The sequence below is a fragment of the Halomonas sp. YLGW01 genome, from assembly GCF_014840935.1.
Classification (GTDB): domain Bacteria; phylum Pseudomonadota; class Gammaproteobacteria; order Pseudomonadales; family Halomonadaceae; genus Onishia.
Genome location: NZ_CP062005.1, coordinates 2,011,863 through 2,027,197 on the forward strand (window position 1 = coordinate 2,011,863; position 15,335 = coordinate 2,027,197).

Annotated in this window: 15 protein-coding genes; 9 read left to right on the top strand and 6 right to left on the bottom strand. The window is 62.4% G+C overall.

Going from position 1 to position 15,335, the window contains the following annotated elements; all coding sequences use genetic code 11:
- Window positions 1-36: 36 nt before the first annotated feature.
- On the top strand, window positions 37-936 hold the full coding sequence (locus IEJ03_RS09340) for a LysR family transcriptional regulator (protein ID WP_192034607.1): 900 nt from the start codon (window positions 37-39) through the stop codon (window positions 934-936).
- Window positions 937-1,100: 164 nt separating this feature from the next.
- On the opposite strand, the gene IEJ03_RS09345 is transcribed toward IEJ03_RS09340, so the two are convergent.
- Window positions 1,101-3,290: an OsmC domain/YcaO domain-containing protein gene (locus IEJ03_RS09345; protein ID WP_192034608.1), complete on the bottom strand. Its 2,190-nt coding sequence runs from the start codon at window positions 3,288-3,290 to the stop codon at window positions 1,101-1,103.
- Window positions 3,291-3,516: 226 nt separating this feature from the next.
- Here IEJ03_RS09345 and IEJ03_RS09350 point away from each other — a divergent pair, with 226 nt between their 5' ends.
- From IEJ03_RS09350 to IEJ03_RS09375, 6 genes are all read left to right on the top strand, one after another.
- Window positions 3,517-4,404, top strand: a complete 888-nt coding sequence (locus IEJ03_RS09350; protein ID WP_242457923.1) for a LysR family transcriptional regulator — start codon at window positions 3,517-3,519, stop codon at window positions 4,402-4,404.
- A 136-nt stretch (window positions 4,405-4,540) separates the two neighbouring features.
- Entirely contained in the window at window positions 4,541-5,191 is a 651-nt protein-coding gene (gene wrbA / locus IEJ03_RS09355; RefSeq protein WP_192034609.1) for an NAD(P)H:quinone oxidoreductase, read from the top strand.
- A complete protein-coding gene (locus tag IEJ03_RS09360; RefSeq protein WP_192034610.1) occupies window positions 5,191-5,859 on the top strand; it encodes a DsbA family protein in 669 nt (222 codons plus the stop codon). Before wrbA ends, IEJ03_RS09360 begins: the two co-directional genes overlap by 1 nt.
- 63 nt (window positions 5,860-5,922) lie before the next feature.
- Window positions 5,923-6,822, top strand: coding sequence for an EamA family transporter (locus tag IEJ03_RS09365; RefSeq protein ID WP_192034611.1), 900 nt, complete (start codon window positions 5,923-5,925; stop codon window positions 6,820-6,822).
- A 9-nt stretch (window positions 6,823-6,831) separates the two neighbouring features.
- Window positions 6,832-7,380 carry an antibiotic biosynthesis monooxygenase gene (locus tag IEJ03_RS15915; RefSeq protein WP_242457924.1) on the top strand — a complete coding sequence of 183 codons (549 nt, stop codon included), beginning with the start codon at window positions 6,832-6,834 and terminating at the stop codon, window positions 7,378-7,380.
- Between the two features lie 145 nt (window positions 7,381-7,525).
- The gene (locus IEJ03_RS09375; RefSeq protein WP_192034612.1) at window positions 7,526-8,026 is read left to right on the top strand and encodes an ATP-binding protein; all 501 of its coding nucleotides are present in this window, start codon (window positions 7,526-7,528) and stop codon (window positions 8,024-8,026) included.
- A gap of 86 nt (window positions 8,027-8,112) precedes the next feature.
- Here IEJ03_RS09375 and IEJ03_RS09380 read toward each other — a convergent pair.
- Window positions 8,113-9,127, bottom strand: a protein-coding gene (locus IEJ03_RS09380) for an IS630 family transposase (protein WP_192034613.1) whose coding sequence is annotated in 2 segments (ribosomal slippage) — window positions 8,113-8,739 and window positions 8,741-9,127 — 1,014 coding nt in all. Because the reading frame shifts where the segments join, the coding sequence is not laid out codon by codon here.
- 148 nt (window positions 9,128-9,275) lie between these two features.
- On the opposite strand from IEJ03_RS09380, the gene IEJ03_RS09385 reads away from it, so the two are divergent.
- On the top strand, window positions 9,276-9,968 hold the full coding sequence (locus tag IEJ03_RS09385) for an NAD(P)H-binding protein (RefSeq protein ID WP_202884361.1): 693 nt from the start codon (window positions 9,276-9,278) through the stop codon (window positions 9,966-9,968).
- Between the two features lie 76 nt (window positions 9,969-10,044).
- On the opposite strand, the gene IEJ03_RS09390 is transcribed toward IEJ03_RS09385, so the two are convergent.
- The 3 genes from IEJ03_RS09390 to IEJ03_RS09400 form a co-directional block, all read right to left on the bottom strand.
- Window positions 10,045-10,950, bottom strand: a complete 906-nt coding sequence (locus IEJ03_RS09390) for a nuclease-related domain-containing protein (protein WP_192034614.1) — start codon at window positions 10,948-10,950, stop codon at window positions 10,045-10,047.
- A gap of 235 nt (window positions 10,951-11,185) precedes the next feature.
- The gene (locus IEJ03_RS09395) at window positions 11,186-11,539 is read right to left on the bottom strand and encodes a hypothetical protein (RefSeq protein ID WP_192034615.1); all 354 of its coding nucleotides are present in this window, start codon (window positions 11,537-11,539) and stop codon (window positions 11,186-11,188) included.
- Between the two features lie 115 nt (window positions 11,540-11,654).
- Window positions 11,655-12,530, bottom strand: a complete 876-nt coding sequence (locus tag IEJ03_RS09400) for a DMT family transporter (protein WP_192034616.1) — start codon at window positions 12,528-12,530, stop codon at window positions 11,655-11,657.
- A 187-nt stretch (window positions 12,531-12,717) separates the two neighbouring features.
- On the opposite strand from IEJ03_RS09400, the gene IEJ03_RS09405 reads away from it, so the two are divergent.
- Window positions 12,718-13,818 (top strand): enolase C-terminal domain-like protein, encoded by a 1,101-nt coding sequence (locus IEJ03_RS09405; protein ID WP_192034617.1) that lies wholly within the window; start codon window positions 12,718-12,720, stop codon window positions 13,816-13,818.
- Window positions 13,819-13,985: 167 nt separating this feature from the next.
- Here the strand turns inward: IEJ03_RS09405 and IEJ03_RS09410 are convergent, their stop codons facing one another.
- Window positions 13,986-15,167 carry a hypothetical protein gene (locus IEJ03_RS09410; RefSeq protein ID WP_192034618.1) on the bottom strand — a complete coding sequence of 394 codons (1,182 nt, stop codon included), beginning with the start codon at window positions 15,165-15,167 and terminating at the stop codon, window positions 13,986-13,988.
- Window positions 15,168-15,335 lie beyond the last annotated feature (168 nt).

The following is a 15,335-nucleotide window of genomic DNA, read 5'->3' on the forward strand; positions in this document are numbered from 1 at the left end:
TATATATAAATTGATTGTTCTCAAAAAGTGAACGATATGAGCCGCCTGAACTATCACCACCTCTACTACTTCTGGCGCGTGGCCGCCGAAGGCAAGCTGACGCGGGTCGCCGAGTCGCTGCACCTCTCCCAGAGCGCCCTGTCGGCGCAGATTCGCAAGCTGGAAGAGCGGATGGGAAAGCCGCTGTTCGAACGGCGCAACCGATCTCTGGTGATGACCGAGGCCGGGCGGCAGGTGTTCAACTATGCCGAGGTGATCTTCACCAAGGGCGAGGAGCTGGAATCGCTGATCAGCCGCGGCATCGAGCCGGAGTATCAGCAGTTGCGCATCGGCATGCTCTCCAGCATGTCGCGTAACTTCATCGAGGGCTTCGTCGCTCCCCTGCTCGACCAGGAAGAGTTCAAGGTACGTTTCAGCCTGCATGCCAGGGGCATGACCGACCTGCTCGCCGGCCTGGCCCGCCATGAGTTCGACCTGGTGCTGACCAACACCCAGTTCCAGCCTTCCGACTCGCCCCAGGCGTCCTGGCAGAGCCAACTGCTGGCCCGCCAGCCGCTGTCCATCATCGGGCCGCCCGACTCGGCGCCGCCCCACCCCTTCCCCGAGGGCTACGCCAACCTGCGCTGGGTGCTGCCGGGCGAACACCACGAGGTGCGCCGGGCCTTCGATGGCTATTGCGGGCTCCACCAGTATCGGCCGGAGGTGCTGGCCGAGGCCGACGATATGGCCATGCTACGCCTGCTGGCGCGCGACAGCGGCGCGCTGAGCGTCCTGCCCGAGGTCGTGGTCAAGGACGAGCTGGAGCAGGGGCGGCTGACCAGCTTCATGCGGCTACCCAATGTGTACGAGAACTTCTATGCCATCACCCTGCCCCGGGAATTCATGCCGGCGGTGGTCTCGGAGCTGCTGGCTCGCCCGCTGATCAACCTGAGCTGAACCGTCACCTTCTCGCCCCGGCCCCTGTCTTACGCAGCCCCGGCATCACGACGTCATGACCAGGTTCGGACCCGCTCCAAGACGCCAAAGCCCCCGTGCCGGATCACCGACACGGGGGCTTTTCATCAAGGTCCGGCTGACGCCTGGCGCCAGTTCTCAGCGGCTCAGTGCTTGCCGGCCAGGGCGGCGCGATGGGCGTGCAGCTTCTTGTAGCTGTCGATCAGGCGCTGATGCTTCTCGAGCCCTTCCAGCTGCATGCTGGTCGGGGTCAGACCATGGAAGCGCTCGTCGCCGTTGATGGAATCGACCACGGCACTCATGGTGGACTCGCCGAACATGCGGCTCAGGTTGTGGTAGTAGTCCTCGAGCTCCAGCTCGTCGTCCAGGGCGATCTGCAGCACCGCGTTCATCGCCTGGTAGAAGAGCCCGCGCTCGACGCTGTTGTCGTTGAACTGCAGGAACATCTCGACCCGCTCGAGGGCCTCCTCGAGCTGCCCAAGCGCCAGGTTGATCAAGAGCTTCAGCTCGAGGATGGTCAGCTGGCCCCAGACGGTGTTCTCGTCGAACTCGATGCCGATCAGGGTGATGATGTCCTCGTGGTCATCGATCTGGGTCTCTTCCAGGCGTTCGAGCAGGTCGGCCAGTTGATCGTCATCCAGCGCATGCAGGTTGAGGATGTCCTCGCGGAACAGCAGCGACTTGTTGGTGTTGTCCCACACCAGATCCTCGACCGGATAGACCTCGGAATAGCCCGGTACCAGGATACGGCAGACCGGCGCGCCCAGGTCCTCGAAGACAGCCACGTACACTTCCTTGCCCAGTTCCTCGAGCATGCCGAACAGGCAGGCGGCTTCCTCATCGTTGGTGCCGGAGAAGTCCCACTCGCAGAAGTCGACATCGGCCTTGGCGCTGAAGAAGCGCCAGGAGACCAGCCCCGAGGAATCGATGAAGTGCTCGACGAAGTTGTTGGGCTCGGTGACGGCCAGCGAATTGAAGGTCGGCGGCATGAAGTCGTTCAGGCCCTCGAAGCTGCGGCCCTGCATCAGCTCGGTCAGGCTGCGCTCCAGCGCCACCTCGAAGCTCGGGTGCGCGCCGAAGGAGGCGAAGACGCCGCCGGTCTTGGGGTTCATCAGGGTGACGCAGGCCACCGGGAAGCGCCCGCCCAGGGAGGCATCCTTGACCAGCACCGGGAAGCCCTGCGCCTCCAGCGCCTCGATGCCCTCGAGGATATCCGGGTACTTCTTCAGGACCTCCATCGGCACGTCGGGCAGCGCGATCTCCTGCTCGATGATCTCGCGCTTCACCGCCCGCTCGAAGATCTCGGACAGGCACTGCACCTTGGCTTCGGCGAGGGTGTTGCCGGCACTCATGCCGTTGCTGAGGAAGAGGTTCTCGATCAGGTTCGAGGGGAAATAGACCGTCTCACCATCCGACTGACGCACGAAGGGCAGCGAGACGATGCCGCGCTCGGTCTTGCCGGAGTTGGTGTCGATCAGGTTGGAACCGCCCAGCTCACCGTCCGGGTTGTAGATCTCGAGGCAGTGCTCGTCGAGGATGCCCTCGGGCAGCTCGTCGTTCGGGCCCGGCTGGAACCACTTCTCGTTCGGATAGTGCACGAAGTCGCTGTTCGCGATCTCCTCACCGAAGAATTGATCGTTGTAGAAGAAGTTGCAGCTCAGGCGCTCGATGAACTCACCCAGCGCCGAGGCCAGCGCGCTTTCCTTGGTGGCGCCCTTGCCGTTGGTGAAGCACATGTTGGAGTGGGCATCGCGGATGTGCAGCGACCACACGTGGGGCACGATGTTGCGCCAGGAGGCGATCTCGACCTTCATGCCGAGATCCTCGAAGATCGCCGTCATGTTGGCGATGGTTTGCTCCAGCGGCAGGTCCTTGCCCTCGATCCAGGTGCTCTGCCCTTCCGACGGCTCGGCCATCAGCAGTGCCTGGGCGTCCTCGTCCAGGTTCTCCACCGTCTCGATCTTGAACTCGGGGCCGGTCTGCACCACCTTCTTGACCGTGCAGCGCTCGATGGAGCGCAGGATGCCCTCGCGGTCCTTGGCGGAGAGGTCTTCCGGCAGCTCGACCTGAATCTTGAAGATCTGGTTATAGCGGTCTTCCGGGTCGACGATGTTGTTCTGCGACAGGCGGATGTTCTCGGTGGGGATGTTGCGCGCATTGCAGTACAGGCGCACGAAGTAGGCCGCGCAGAGCGCCGAGGACGCCAGGAAATAGTCGAACGGACTCGGCGCCGACCCATCGCCCTTGTAGCGGATGGGCTGATCGGTGATGACGGTAAAATCGTCAAACTTGGCTTCAAGTCTGAGATTTTCGAGGAAGTTGACCTTGATTTCCATGAACGAAGCACCGGATGTGTGAATGGTGGGGCCCGAAGGCGTAACCCGCCATTATCCAGCTTTTACGGCCCTTCGTCTTGGGCGCTTACCAAAAATCACCGCCCTCGCCGCGAGCATGACAAGAGAAAAAAGGGACGGCTCTGCCAGGCCTGAGCCATCTTCTTGCCAAGCCAGCACTCTTTGGCAAGTATCTTCCTTCCCCTGAGCAAATGCATGGAGCCATACCTTGGACAGACTGGCGGTCATGAGGGCCTTCTGCCGCATCGTGGAACGTGGCAGCTTCGCCAGGGCGGCGGAGGATCTCGGCGTGTCGCCCGGGCTGTTGAGCCGCGACATCAAGCGACTGGAGCAGCACCTGGGCTGCGCCCTGCTCACCCGCACCACCCGCCGAATGGCACTGACCGAGCAGGGCCGACTCTACTACGCAGAGAGTCGCCGACTGCTCGAGGAGGTCGAGCAAGTAGAGGACAGGGTTCGCGAGCACAGCGACCGCGTGCGGGGGCGGCTGCGTATCAATGCGCCCCAGTCCTTCGGCCTGATGGTGCTTTCGCAGCTGCTGCCTGGCTTCATGGAGCGCTACCCGGAGGTCGAGGTGTCACTGGCCCTCGAGGATCGGGTGGTCGACATGGTCGAGGGCGGCTTCGATCTGTCGATCCGGGTGCGCGCCACCCTGCCGGACTCGAGCCTGATCGCCCGCCGCATCGCGCCGGTCCGCCAGCGGCTGTTCGCCAGCCCGGCCTACCTGGCGACGCACGGCACCCCGCAGATACCAGAAGAGCTCGCCGCCCACGAGGCGGTGAGCTATCTGCTGGCCGATGACGCGAGTCACTGGACGCTGCAAGGTCCCGACGGCGCGGTCTCAGTGCCTTGCTCCGGGCGCCTGGAGGTCGGCAGCAGTCTGATGCTGCAGGATATGCTGATCGCCGGCCTGGGCATCGGCGCCCTGCCGGACTTCATCTCCGATCAGGCCGAGACTGCCGGCCAGCTAGAACGGGTGCTCCCGGCATTCGAGATCCCGACCCGTCAGGTCTACGCCGTCACCGCCTCGCGGCTGGGCACCGATGCCAAGACCCTGGCCTTCCTCGACTATCTCAAGGAACGGCTGGGTAGCTGACCTCCGACGGCCGCACCCTCAACTCCCAACATTCTTTACCATGAGTAAAGAATGTCTTTCTCTTTCCCCGCTTATTCTCGCTGCCATGCTGGCTCATGCTCTGTTTCGTCACCCATCCGAAATAGAGAGGCTCACCATGACCCGCGTTCTCGTTCTCTACTATTCAAGCTACGGCCATATCCGCTCCCTCGCCGAGGCAGAAGCCGAGGGCGCGCGAAGCGTCCCCGGCGTACAGGTCGACATCCGCCGCGTACCCGAGACGGTTCCGGCGGAGGTGCTTAAAGCGGCAGGCCAAGTCGCCGACGACACCCCGGAGGCCAGGGTCGAAGACCTGCCCGGTTACGACGCCATCATCCTCGGCACGCCGACGCGCTTCGGCAACATGGCCGCCCAGATGAAGCAGTTCATCGATCAGGCCGGGGGGCTCTGGGCACGCAATGCCCTGGTCGGCAAGGTGGGCGCCGTTTTCACCTCCACCGGTTCGCAGCACGGCGGCCATGAGGCGGCAGTGCTCTCCACCCAGGTGCCCCTGCTGCATTTCGGCATGCTGATCGCCGGGCTGCCCTACACCTTCACGGGCCAGATGCGGCACGACGAGATCGTCGGCGGCTCACCCTATGGCGCAGGTACAGTGGCCGGCGGGGACGGCTCTCGCCAGCCAAGCGACACGGAGCTGGCCGGTGCACGCTTCCAGGGGCGCCACGTGGCCGAGATTGCCGCGCACCTGGTCGCCGGCCGCGACGTTGCGCTCTCCGCCTCACTGCCAACCGAGGAGGTGGAAGCCTGATGGCCCTTTTGCCTACACCCTCCCTCACCCTCGACTTCTTCCACGATGTCGTCTGCGGCTGGTGCTTCAACCTGTCGCCGCGGCTACATCGTCTGGCCGAGGAGTTCGAGCTGGATATCCGGCATCGCACCTTCGTACTGCAGGACAGCCCGGCACGCATGGTGGAGGTCTTCGGCTCCATGGCACAGGCCAAGGCGACGATCCTCGATCACTGGGCGGCCTGCCGGGACGCCAGCGACGCACCAGAACGCTTCAACATCGAGGGCATGCGCTCGGCTCCCTTCGACTATCCCCATGGCTTGCCCGGGGCACTGGCCTGCCAGGCCGCGCAATACCTGGCCGGCCAGGCAGGTCACTGGCAGATGTTCGATGCCATCCAGGCCGCGCACCTCAGCGAGGCCCGTAACATCGCTGATCCCAGGGTGCTCAGGGCCATCGCACAGGAGGCCGGGTTCGGCACCTATGCCTTCTGGCGACTGATGGAAGACCCGGCGACCTTCGAGGCCGTCCAGGCCAATCAGCGACTGGACCGGCGGCTGCGGGTCAGCGTTGTGCCCACGGTGATCGTGCGCGAGACGGGACAACGGCTTGTCAATGGGCCACTGGACAGCCTGCGCTCGCAGCTAGTCGACAACCTGCGGCTCGTCGCCACCGAGCTCACCTCCTGATTCACTGTGCCGGGCTGACCTTCCCTCTAAAGCCCGGTGCCCCTGCCGATGCGAGGCATCGCCATGAACCGCTTGACCGACCTGCTGCTCACTGCCCTGGCGCCCGCCGTCTGGGGCAGCACCTACATCGTCACCAGCGAGCTCCTGCCTGCCGGCTATCCGATCACCCTGGCCGTGCTGCGTGCCCTGCCTGCCGGTCTTCTGTTGCTGCTGCTGGTCCGCCGGCTGCCGGGGCGCGACTGGTGGAGCCGGGTGCTACTGCTCGGCGCCTTCAACTTCGCGATCTTCTGGACCCTGCTGTTCGTCGCGGCCTATCGGCTACCGGGCGGTGTGGCCGCTACCCTGGGCTCGCTGCAGGCGCTGTGGGTGGTGCTGCTGGCACGCGGCCTGCTGGGCACGCCGATCATGGCGTTCTCAATCTTGGCGGCACTGGCCGGTGTCGGCGGGGTCGCCCTCTTGGTACTCACCCCCGCCGCCCAGTTGGACCCGCTCGGCCTGGCGGCCGGCCTCGGAGGCGCTCTATCTATGGCGACCGGCACCGTGCTCAGCCGCAAGTGGCAGCCACCGGTATCGCCACTGACCTTCACCGCCTGGCAGCTGACCGCAGGCGGCCTGCTGCTGGTGCCGCTGGCCTGGTTCGGCGAACCCGCGCTGCCCGCCCTGACAACGACCAATCTTGTGGGCCTTGGCTATCTCGGCTTGGTCGGCGCCGCCCTGACCTATTTCCTGTGGTTTCGTGGCCTCGCCCGCATCGAACCGGCGGCGGTCTCGATGCTCGGGATGATGAGCCCGGTAACCGCGGTGGCGCTCGGCTGGCTGCTGCTGGACCAGAGGCTGAGCCCGCTGCAAGCCGGCGGCGCCGTAATCGTGCTCGGCTCGGTGTGGCTCGGGCAGTGGGCGGCGCGCCGCGGATCACGGCCTGCAACCGGAGCGCACTCTCGGACCTTTCTATTGCCGAGGTGACTGTCCAGGATGCGTGTATCCAGCCCATCAGCGTCCGGTGCCACTGAAGTCAATCTGGAGAGCTGGTATACATGTGAAATCGTACCTGCCTGTGACTATGCCGCATGTGTGAACACGGGAAAGGAGCCATGTCTGACTACTATGGAAGAATGGCGGCTAAGCGACCCGAGTAAAAACAGCGGGGTGGTCAATGACGCGGGCCCCGACATTCAAGATTTATGGGAGAGCGATGCCATGTTTGTCGCTGTGTATGAATTTGAAATCAAGGATGGCAAAGAAGCAGAGTTTCGTGAAGCGTGGTTGGAAGTGACAAAGGGTATTTATCAACACTGCGGTAGCTTGGGCTCCAGGCTGCACAGAACCGATAATCCCAGCATTTTGGTTGGCTACGCCCAATGGCCCAGTCGTGAGAAGTGGGAAAAAGACCACAAGATTACCGATGCACGGCATCAGATGGCGCGTGAAAAAATGCGTGGCTTATTGGTTCAATCGAAAGCAGTTTACAAGCTGGATGTTGCCGATGACTATCTGCAGCCGACTTTGGTGACAGAACGATAAATGATATGCCGCATGTGGCTTTAAATGCATAAAGTTTGTGGTTTGCAGTGGTTTTTATGATTTGCGCTTTTTGCGGCCAAGCTCCACTAGCCCAGAATGGTGCTTTTATGACTCTAGATGCGACGATGTGCGTGAGGATTAGGCAGTGAGCTCTCTCGGAACGTTGATTTTATTCTCAGGGAAGATGGGGGCTGGAAAAAGCACTCTATCTGCTAAAATTGCTCGAAAACGTGGAGCCGTTCTTATTTCAGAGGATGAGTGGCTATCTGCCCTGTTTCCCGGTGAGATCAAGGATTTTAATGACTACATCAGTTACTCGTCCCGTCTTAAACCGGTCATCAGATCACACGTTGAGAAAGTGCTTTTGGCGGGCACTACCGTAGTTCTGGATTTTCCCGGCAATACGAGGAAGCAAAGGGCCTGGTTTAAGGAGATATACTCACCGCGCGGCATACCCCACGAGCTATATTATGTAGCGGTAGATGATGAGGCGTGCCTAAAACAGCTAAAGAAGCGACAAAAAGAACAACCTGATCGGGCGCAGTTCGACACTGAGGATGTCTTCAGGATGGTGACCAGTTATTTTGAGCCGCCCGAAGAATCTGAGGGGTTCAATGTACAGGTGGTAAAGGCGGAGTCTTCATAGCCGTGCGCAGCTGCGGAAAAATTTCTGGCTTATTCTATGCGTCTGAAATCACTGAAGAGTGCTGCATCAGAAGCAAGGGCAAGTGCCTATTCAAAATTAATCGTGTGCTCATTCCCATAGCCGTCGAGCAGCCGGTGTACCCCATGACAAAGGTGATCAAACGAAAGGTACGCACTCAGTGGCAGCCATGCATACTTCATCTGCCGCCATAAGATCTCAATCAGGTTTAGCTCTGGCGAGTAAGCTGATAAATAGATCAGGTAAACACGATGCGACATCCACTCGATCATCTTCCGCTTGAAGGCCTTGGAACGATGCATGCTGGCATTATCGAGCACCACCACGGCGAAGGTATCGGGGTCTTTCTGGTCTACAAAGTGGTCAAACGCGTCGATGACCGTCTCAGTAGTCACGGGTTCGGTGGCGGTGTGATAGACCAGCTTCCCTGTTCGACTGAGGAATCCCAGTACGTTCAGCCTCCGGCTGTGTGAGTAGGCGGTTACCTCGCAAGGCTTGCCAACGGGGCTCCACGCGTATGGCACCGACGATGATTGTGAAAAGCCGGACTCATCGAAGTAATAGAGCTCATGTTCACCTTGGTCTTCCCGCTGGTGAAGCGCCTTGAGCAGGCCCTGAGTGTTGCGGAAATCCGCTTCGTCACGCCGCGCCTTGAGTGAGTGCCGAATGCGCTTGAAGCTGAAGTCATTTTTTTTTCAGCGCCCGGCGAAGCGTCACCGTGCTGACCGTCTTGCCGGTCTCTTCTTGAAAGCGAGCCTGCAAAGATCGAATCTGATGAGGCTGTTCGGCGACCAGTTCCTTCAATCGCTGGTGGTCATTCTCATCCAAGACTGGCGTGCGGCCACTGCGCGGCTTGTCGATTAGCCCGTCGAGGCCTGACGCCTCCCACTGTTTGAGCCATCGTGATACAGCATCACGGCGAACCTGCAGTATCTCAGCGATCTGATTGATCGTATGGCCTTGATCACTCAATAGGATGGCATGAGCACGCCGACGAAGGGCGCGCTTCTCACCATGATGATAGGCAGAGGACAGCGTCTGCTGCTCAGAGTCAGTGAGAGGGGCAACAAAGCGCCTGGCCATGGTTCCATCCGTGTCAGAAATCCTCGCGCAATTATACACGAAAACTTAAGACCAAGCACTTAGTCGTGTGGGAAGGTGATTCTTGACACCATCTTCGTCGGAAGCCAGAAGCAGGCATGAAGACATACAACGGGGAAGGACAGAAACGATGACCATGAAGGTCTGCATCGTAGGGGCTTCCGGGAAACTTGGACAGTACATGGTGCAACAGGCGCTCGACCGGGGCTACGAGGTGGTCGGTGTCTGTCGAGAGAAGAGCGTGGGCAAGCTCGCGGCGTTCGAGAGACGCATGACGATCATACCCGGCGCGACGAACGACCCGGATGTGATCAGGCAGGCGGTCGCCGGGTGCGATGGCGTGCTGACGGTGTTGGTGCCCTGGGGCGTTCAACAGTACGCGACGGGAACGGCACAGGCGATACTCGACCACGCCCGTCCGGGGGCACGCCTCGCCTTTTCCTGTGGCTGGCACATCTCCCGCGACGGCAAGGATGTCTATTCCTGGAAACTCAAGACCTTCTTGGCAGTCTTCGGTTGGCTAGCGCGCCTTATCCGCTTCGCGGACCTGGATGACCAGGTGGAAGCCTGCCGGCGCGTTTTCGAAAGCGATACTAGCTGGACCATGGTGCGGGCCAGCGATCTGGAGGAGGGAGAAAGCCAGGGCTTGCCGGTATGGAGCCGGCATGTGGGCGACCCTATCCTCGCCAGCAACCTTACTCGACGGGTGGACTTTGCCCGCTTCATGGTGGACGCACTTACCAACGACGTCCTTATCCAGGAGGCTCCGGCCATCGTGGGGTGTCAGACGCCGTCGGCGCTCGCTCATGCCAAGGCCGCTTGATACACCTGGCGACCGGCCTCGGCGGTGCGGTGCCCGTACTTGGCTCGGTGTGGCGTGAGCAATAGTCGGGAGCGTGTCAGCTTCCCGAGACAAACAGCACCCGCTCGAAGCAGCAACGCGGACACTGTGCCGTGTAGGTCGGCCCGGTGCGAGAGACGCGCAGGGTTGTGTCGCCGCAGGCGTAACACGCCTGGTTCATGGAGGTGATCACGCCACAGTCCGTGCATTTGAGAAAGTAGCCCAGCCGGCCATAGCAATCGACCAGCCCATGGCGGGTACCACAGCCTCGACAGGCGATGGGCTGAAGGTCGCCAATCACCACCTCCTGCCAGAAGGCAGGCGTGAAGGTGGCAGGGAACGAACACCGGGCCCCAGTCACCGTGTCCAGCATGGTGAGTGTGGGCACTGACCGTCTCGTTCGGCATTGGGCGTCGTGAGCCTGCAGGATCTGACCAAGCTGCTCCAGATCCGTCTTCCTCAGGCGTGGCGCGCAAGGCGTCGTCAGCGACCCCAGGATTCCCCGGGGGCCGATCAGCCGATGGATTCGCTTGCCGATATTCGCGGCCGCCACCACCGAGACCTGCGGCGCCCGCGGATCGCGATCCAGGGTCGCCATATCGGGGAGAACACTCAGGATTTGCCACTCGCCGTGCTCGAGCAGGCGGGGAATGGCCGCGTCATTGTCCGCAAGCCGGTGTCGATTGGCGCGCAGCAGCGCCATCAGCAGGGTCTGCTGCACCTCGAGCCGGTGCAGTGGCGAGGAGGTGGCTACCCACTGCCCATGCGCATAGCGGGACCAGGCACCAAACCGGTTGACCCTCAACTCCCCGTGCAGGCTGCGAGACTCGATGAGGATGCATCCACGGGGATGCAGCACCAGATGGTCGATGCAGGTATGTTTGCCGTGGTGGGTCAACGACAGATGGTTGAAGACCATCACCCGTGGATCATCGGCCCACGCCTTCGCCAGCTGATCGGCCACGACCCTCTCTTGGCCACAGGCCCGAGGGGCCGCTGCTTCAAACCTGTCGCCTTGGCTCATATCCTTGAGAATCATTGAGGCTTCCCTGCCTTACCCGACACCGAGGTGATCGTTGCCGCGGCGTTTTCCCTTCCTGAGATACGCTCCTGCCGCCATCGATTGAGCCTAGTCGGATAATCGCCTTACGCAAGACCTGGTGTGCCAGCGTGTCGCACCTCTCGGTCGCTCATGGCGCCTATCGGACGGGCTCGTCAACCGTCAATGGCTCGAGGGCCTCCACCTCCAGCCGGCGCCCGGCATCCGGCGTGAAGCGAAACCGGCCGACCACGCTCACCTCTCGGCCGAGATGCGCGGCGACTCGTTCAGGGGGCACAATCTCGACGCGATGAAGGTCCTGATCCTCGATCCAGTAGTGGCGGGGAGGCGCGAAACTGCGCACCACCCCACTCGTCGCCACCCGCTTGCCGTCATAGGCAGCAGGCTCGGCGGCCAGCACCGGCAAGGGAACGGGCATGACCTCGTCCGCCCCGCCACAGCCAGCCAGCGCCAGCAGGCAGGGAATGACGAGTACGTGGAGCATTGACTTCATGGCGAGGCTCCCGGCCTGGACGGACTCTCGGGCATGACATCTCCGGGATCGGCTGGACCGTCAGACAGCGGGTCCCTGGTGGAATGCGACGGGGCACTCTGGCGAAGCGGTGGCATCAGGACGCCGGCCGGCGCTTCAGGCTGGTGCGCCGCTCGTGATAGGCGATCGCCAGGCCGCTGGCAATGATGATCAGGGTACCGACATAGACCCATCGGTCCGGCATTTCATCCCAGAACCACCAGCCCAGCAGTACCGCCCACACCATGCCGGTGTAATCGAAGGGGGCGGCCAACGCGGCCGGGGCATGGCGAAACGCCAGGGTAATGCAGGCCATGGCACCGATACCGAAGACGCCGGCGCCGAGAAATCCCAGCCAATGCAGCGGCCATGGCACCTGCCAGACGAAGGGCAGCATGGCTCCGGTGACCACCAAGGGTACCAGCGTCACATAGAAGACCATCGCCCACAGGTATTCGCGCACTCCGTAGCGCCGTGCGGTGATCATCACCAGCGCATAGAAGAGCGCGGCCCCGACCACCACCAGGGCGCCCGGCTGGAACCCTGCCGCTCCCGGGCGCACCACCACCAGCACGCCACAGAAGCCGACCAGGGCGGCCATCAGCGGCAGGCGCGCGACCCGTTCCCCGAGCAGGGGCACCGAGAGCAGGGTCACGAACATGGGGGCCGCGAAGGCGATCGCCGTGGTTTCGGCCAGCGGCAGCACCGTCAAGCCGAACACGAAACACAGCATGGTCCCGGTCGCCAGCAGGCCGCGCAGCAGATGCACCCCAGGGCGCTGCGTGGAAAGCTTGCGCAACCCACCGTTGAAGTGCGCGATCAGGGCAATCAGCGGCAGCGATACCAGGGTGCGGAAGAAGATGATCTGGATCGGCGAATGCACCTCGCCCAGCCACTTGGAAATCGCGTCGCCCACCGAAAGGCAGAACACCCCGGCACACATCCACAGAATGCCTTGCAACGACGGCGTCATGCCTTTCTCCTTGTGTCCATACTGATGAGAGCCTCCCGCCCCGACTTTTCGGACTCAACACCTAGGGCCAGGCAAAGAGGGCTACGCTATCATCTTTCACTGCAGGCAAGGCAGGTGACGAGCCCCGGTATCCGAGGCAGCAATAGGCTAGGCTTGAAAGCCATCAGCGTGGCCTCGAGGCAGCACCATGCACATCACCAGCCTGGCGGCATATACCGGTGAACTCCGCTACGACGGCACGGCCTACGCCTTCGCCGGCGGACGCTCCTATCAACAGTTCACCAGCACCATGGTGGTGCTGACGACCGATGAAGGCCTGACGGGCTATGGGGAGGTGTGTCCATGCGGGCCGAGCTACATGCCCGCCTTCGCCGGCGGCCTGCCCGCCTGCCTGGAGGAGCTCGCGCCCCAGGTGATCGGCGAGGATCCCCGCCATGTCGCGCGCCTCACTCGCAAGATGGACCAGGCGCTCAACGGTCATGCCTATGCCAAGGCCGCCATCGACATCGCCTGCTGGGATCTGCTCGGCAAGGCCGCGGGGCTACCCGTGCATGTGCTGCTGGGCGGCCTGCTCACCGAGACGATGCCGCTGCATCGCATCGTGCCGCTGGCGGCGCCCGCGGCGATGGCCGATTCCCTTGCGGCCTATAGGAAGGCCGGCTTCCGCCACTTCCAGATCAAGCTCGGCCATGACGTGGACGACGATATCGCCATGATGCGCACGCTTGCCGACGGCCGGCCAGCCGGCGAGGTCTGGGTGGGCGACATCAACGGCGCCTGGCGCCGCGACCAGGTGGCCCGTTTTTCCCGATCGCTTCAGGATCTCGACCTGATCCTCGAGCAACCCTGTGCGAGCTACGACGAATGCCTGTCGTTTCGCCAACGCGCGCATCACCCCATCAAGCTCGACGAATGCCTGAACAACATCGCAGACGTGCAGCGTGCCTTGAGGGACGATGCCATGGACGCCATGGCGTTAAAGGTCAGCAAGTTCGGCGGCCTCACGCCCTCGCGCCTGATCCGCGACCTGTGTGTGGCCGCCGGCATCCCGCTGACCATCGAGGATGCCTGGGGCAGCGGCATCGCCACCGCCGCCTATGCCCAGCTGGCCGCCAGCACCCCCACGCCCTACCTGCTGAACACCACCGATCTGCACCGCTACAACACCACCCAGCTGGCCCATGGCGCTCCGGACGTCACCGACGGCACCATGCGGGTCAACGACCTTCCCGGCCTGGGGGTCGAGCCGATCTTCGACCAACTGGCGGGGCCGATCCTGCAGCGGTGACCCGGAATCCGCTCCTCCGGCGAGACATCAAAAGTTACCAGCAAGCACAGGCACCGACGCCAATGCCAATGCTCCCACCCCGCTTCGCCCCACTGCAGTCACCAGGCGCATCGACGCACGGGCTGGAGGTCGGGGCCAGGCCAACGGCTGGTCGCACACAACATCGATCAGTCTGGTGCCGCCGTCGGCTCCCACAACGTCAGTCGGTGCGAATCGACATGCAGGCGCACCAGCGCCCCCTCTTCATCGAGAAAGCCGACCACGGTATCGAAGACATCGGCCGCAAGTGCATGACCGACGGGGTAGGGGTTTTCCGGCGGAGTCGTGAGTTTCTCTAGCAGAATCATGGGCTCACACGGCGCCATGTCGATGGTTGGCGCCATCCCTGCCTTGAAGCTCACGTGAGCGCCTACCTCGAGGGCTTCCATGATCTGCCATTGGTTCAGGTACTCGGTCAGGCGGCTGGCAACCTGCGCCGGCGACTCCGGGCCAGAGTGATCGGCGAGATGACCTTTGCCGTTTCTCTCCCAAGACGCCAGAGCCTTGCGCTCGATGTCCTCATCCGACAAGAGAGCAGGTTGTCCAACAACCACAGGCGCGATGTCTACGCCCGGTATGTCATCGGCCCAGCGCCCCTGGGGGTTCGCCTTGATGCCCAGCACTTCGCGGCGAACAATAAAGTCCCTTGCCGCCTCCGCCGACGCAAACAGCAGGACCTGGCCACCCTCGACAAGGGGGCTCCAGGCCTCGATGGTGATGTCATCGCAGGCCTGACGCGTCTCGCGCAGGATCAACGCGTCGAGAGTGAGGCCGATGACTTCGAAAACCATCCCCCTGTGGCGTGTCAGATCCAGAGCGGCAAAGACGCGGTCCTCCTCGTAGAGCAGTTCATCCAGAAGCACCAGCAAGGGAGGAATCAACGCCGTGGCACGCAGTTGACGCGACCACAGCAAGGCGTCCAAGGCCTCGGCCCCCGACAGGACCTGTTGATCTCCTCCCGGTGGCTCCAGTGCCGAGCTGCGAACCTGCTGAAAGGCATGCCGGACCGCGTCGACATCGGCGGCCTGGGCCTCCTGCAAGCTGTCGAAGATGGCAAAGTGGTGCATCAAGCCTTGCGTGGGAGTAATCAGCAGACGGGCTTCGTCTTTCACCACCCGCAGCACGAGGCCCGGATCGCTGGCCCCTGTGCGCTTGATGAGATCAAGGGGGTAAACTCCGCCTACGATCAGGTCAGGCACCTGTGAGTGACAGAGCACGAACAATGGCGCCCGTCGCTCCAGGATCATGTCCTTGAGCATCTCCAGGTCACAGCGATTGAGAATCCATGGAACGTCTGATTGCCATGCCATGGCCCGACCTCCTGAGGGAACGAGAGAACAGGCTTTTTACCAAGGGGTTACGCCTGCCACCACAGCCGGAACCTGCCAGCGAAGCCTCCCATGGCAGGATAAGCCCGAGGTGTTTAGTACCGGAGCGCCATGGGGGAAATCTGGTCGCACGCTTAGGCACTCCGGGCC

Coding starts and splice junctions, on each gene's coding strand:
- IEJ03_RS15915 (WP_242457924.1), top strand. CDS start 6,832: ATGCGTGTATCCAGCCCATCAGCGTCCGGTGCCACTGAAGTCAATCTG.
- wrbA (WP_192034609.1), top strand. CDS start 4,541: ATGACCCGCGTTCTCGTTCTCTACTATTCAAGCTACGGCCATATCCGC.
- IEJ03_RS09365 (WP_192034611.1), top strand. CDS start 5,923: ATGAACCGCTTGACCGACCTGCTGCTCACTGCCCTGGCGCCCGCCGTC.
- IEJ03_RS09360 (WP_192034610.1), top strand. CDS start 5,191: ATGGCCCTTTTGCCTACACCCTCCCTCACCCTCGACTTCTTCCACGAT.
- IEJ03_RS09385 (WP_202884361.1), top strand. CDS start 9,276: ATGACCATGAAGGTCTGCATCGTAGGGGCTTCCGGGAAACTTGGACAG.
- IEJ03_RS09410 (WP_192034618.1), bottom strand. CDS start 15,167: ATGGCATGGCAATCAGACGTTCCATGGATTCTCAATCGCTGTGACCTG.
- IEJ03_RS09405 (WP_192034617.1), top strand. CDS start 12,718: ATGCACATCACCAGCCTGGCGGCATATACCGGTGAACTCCGCTACGAC.
- IEJ03_RS09340 (WP_192034607.1), top strand. CDS start 37: ATGAGCCGCCTGAACTATCACCACCTCTACTACTTCTGGCGCGTGGCC.
- IEJ03_RS09395 (WP_192034615.1), bottom strand. CDS start 11,539: ATGAAGTCAATGCTCCACGTACTCGTCATTCCCTGCCTGCTGGCGCTG.
- IEJ03_RS09345 (WP_192034608.1), bottom strand. CDS start 3,290: ATGGAAATCAAGGTCAACTTCCTCGAAAATCTCAGACTTGAAGCCAAG.
- IEJ03_RS09400 (WP_192034616.1), bottom strand. CDS start 12,530: ATGACGCCGTCGTTGCAAGGCATTCTGTGGATGTGTGCCGGGGTGTTC.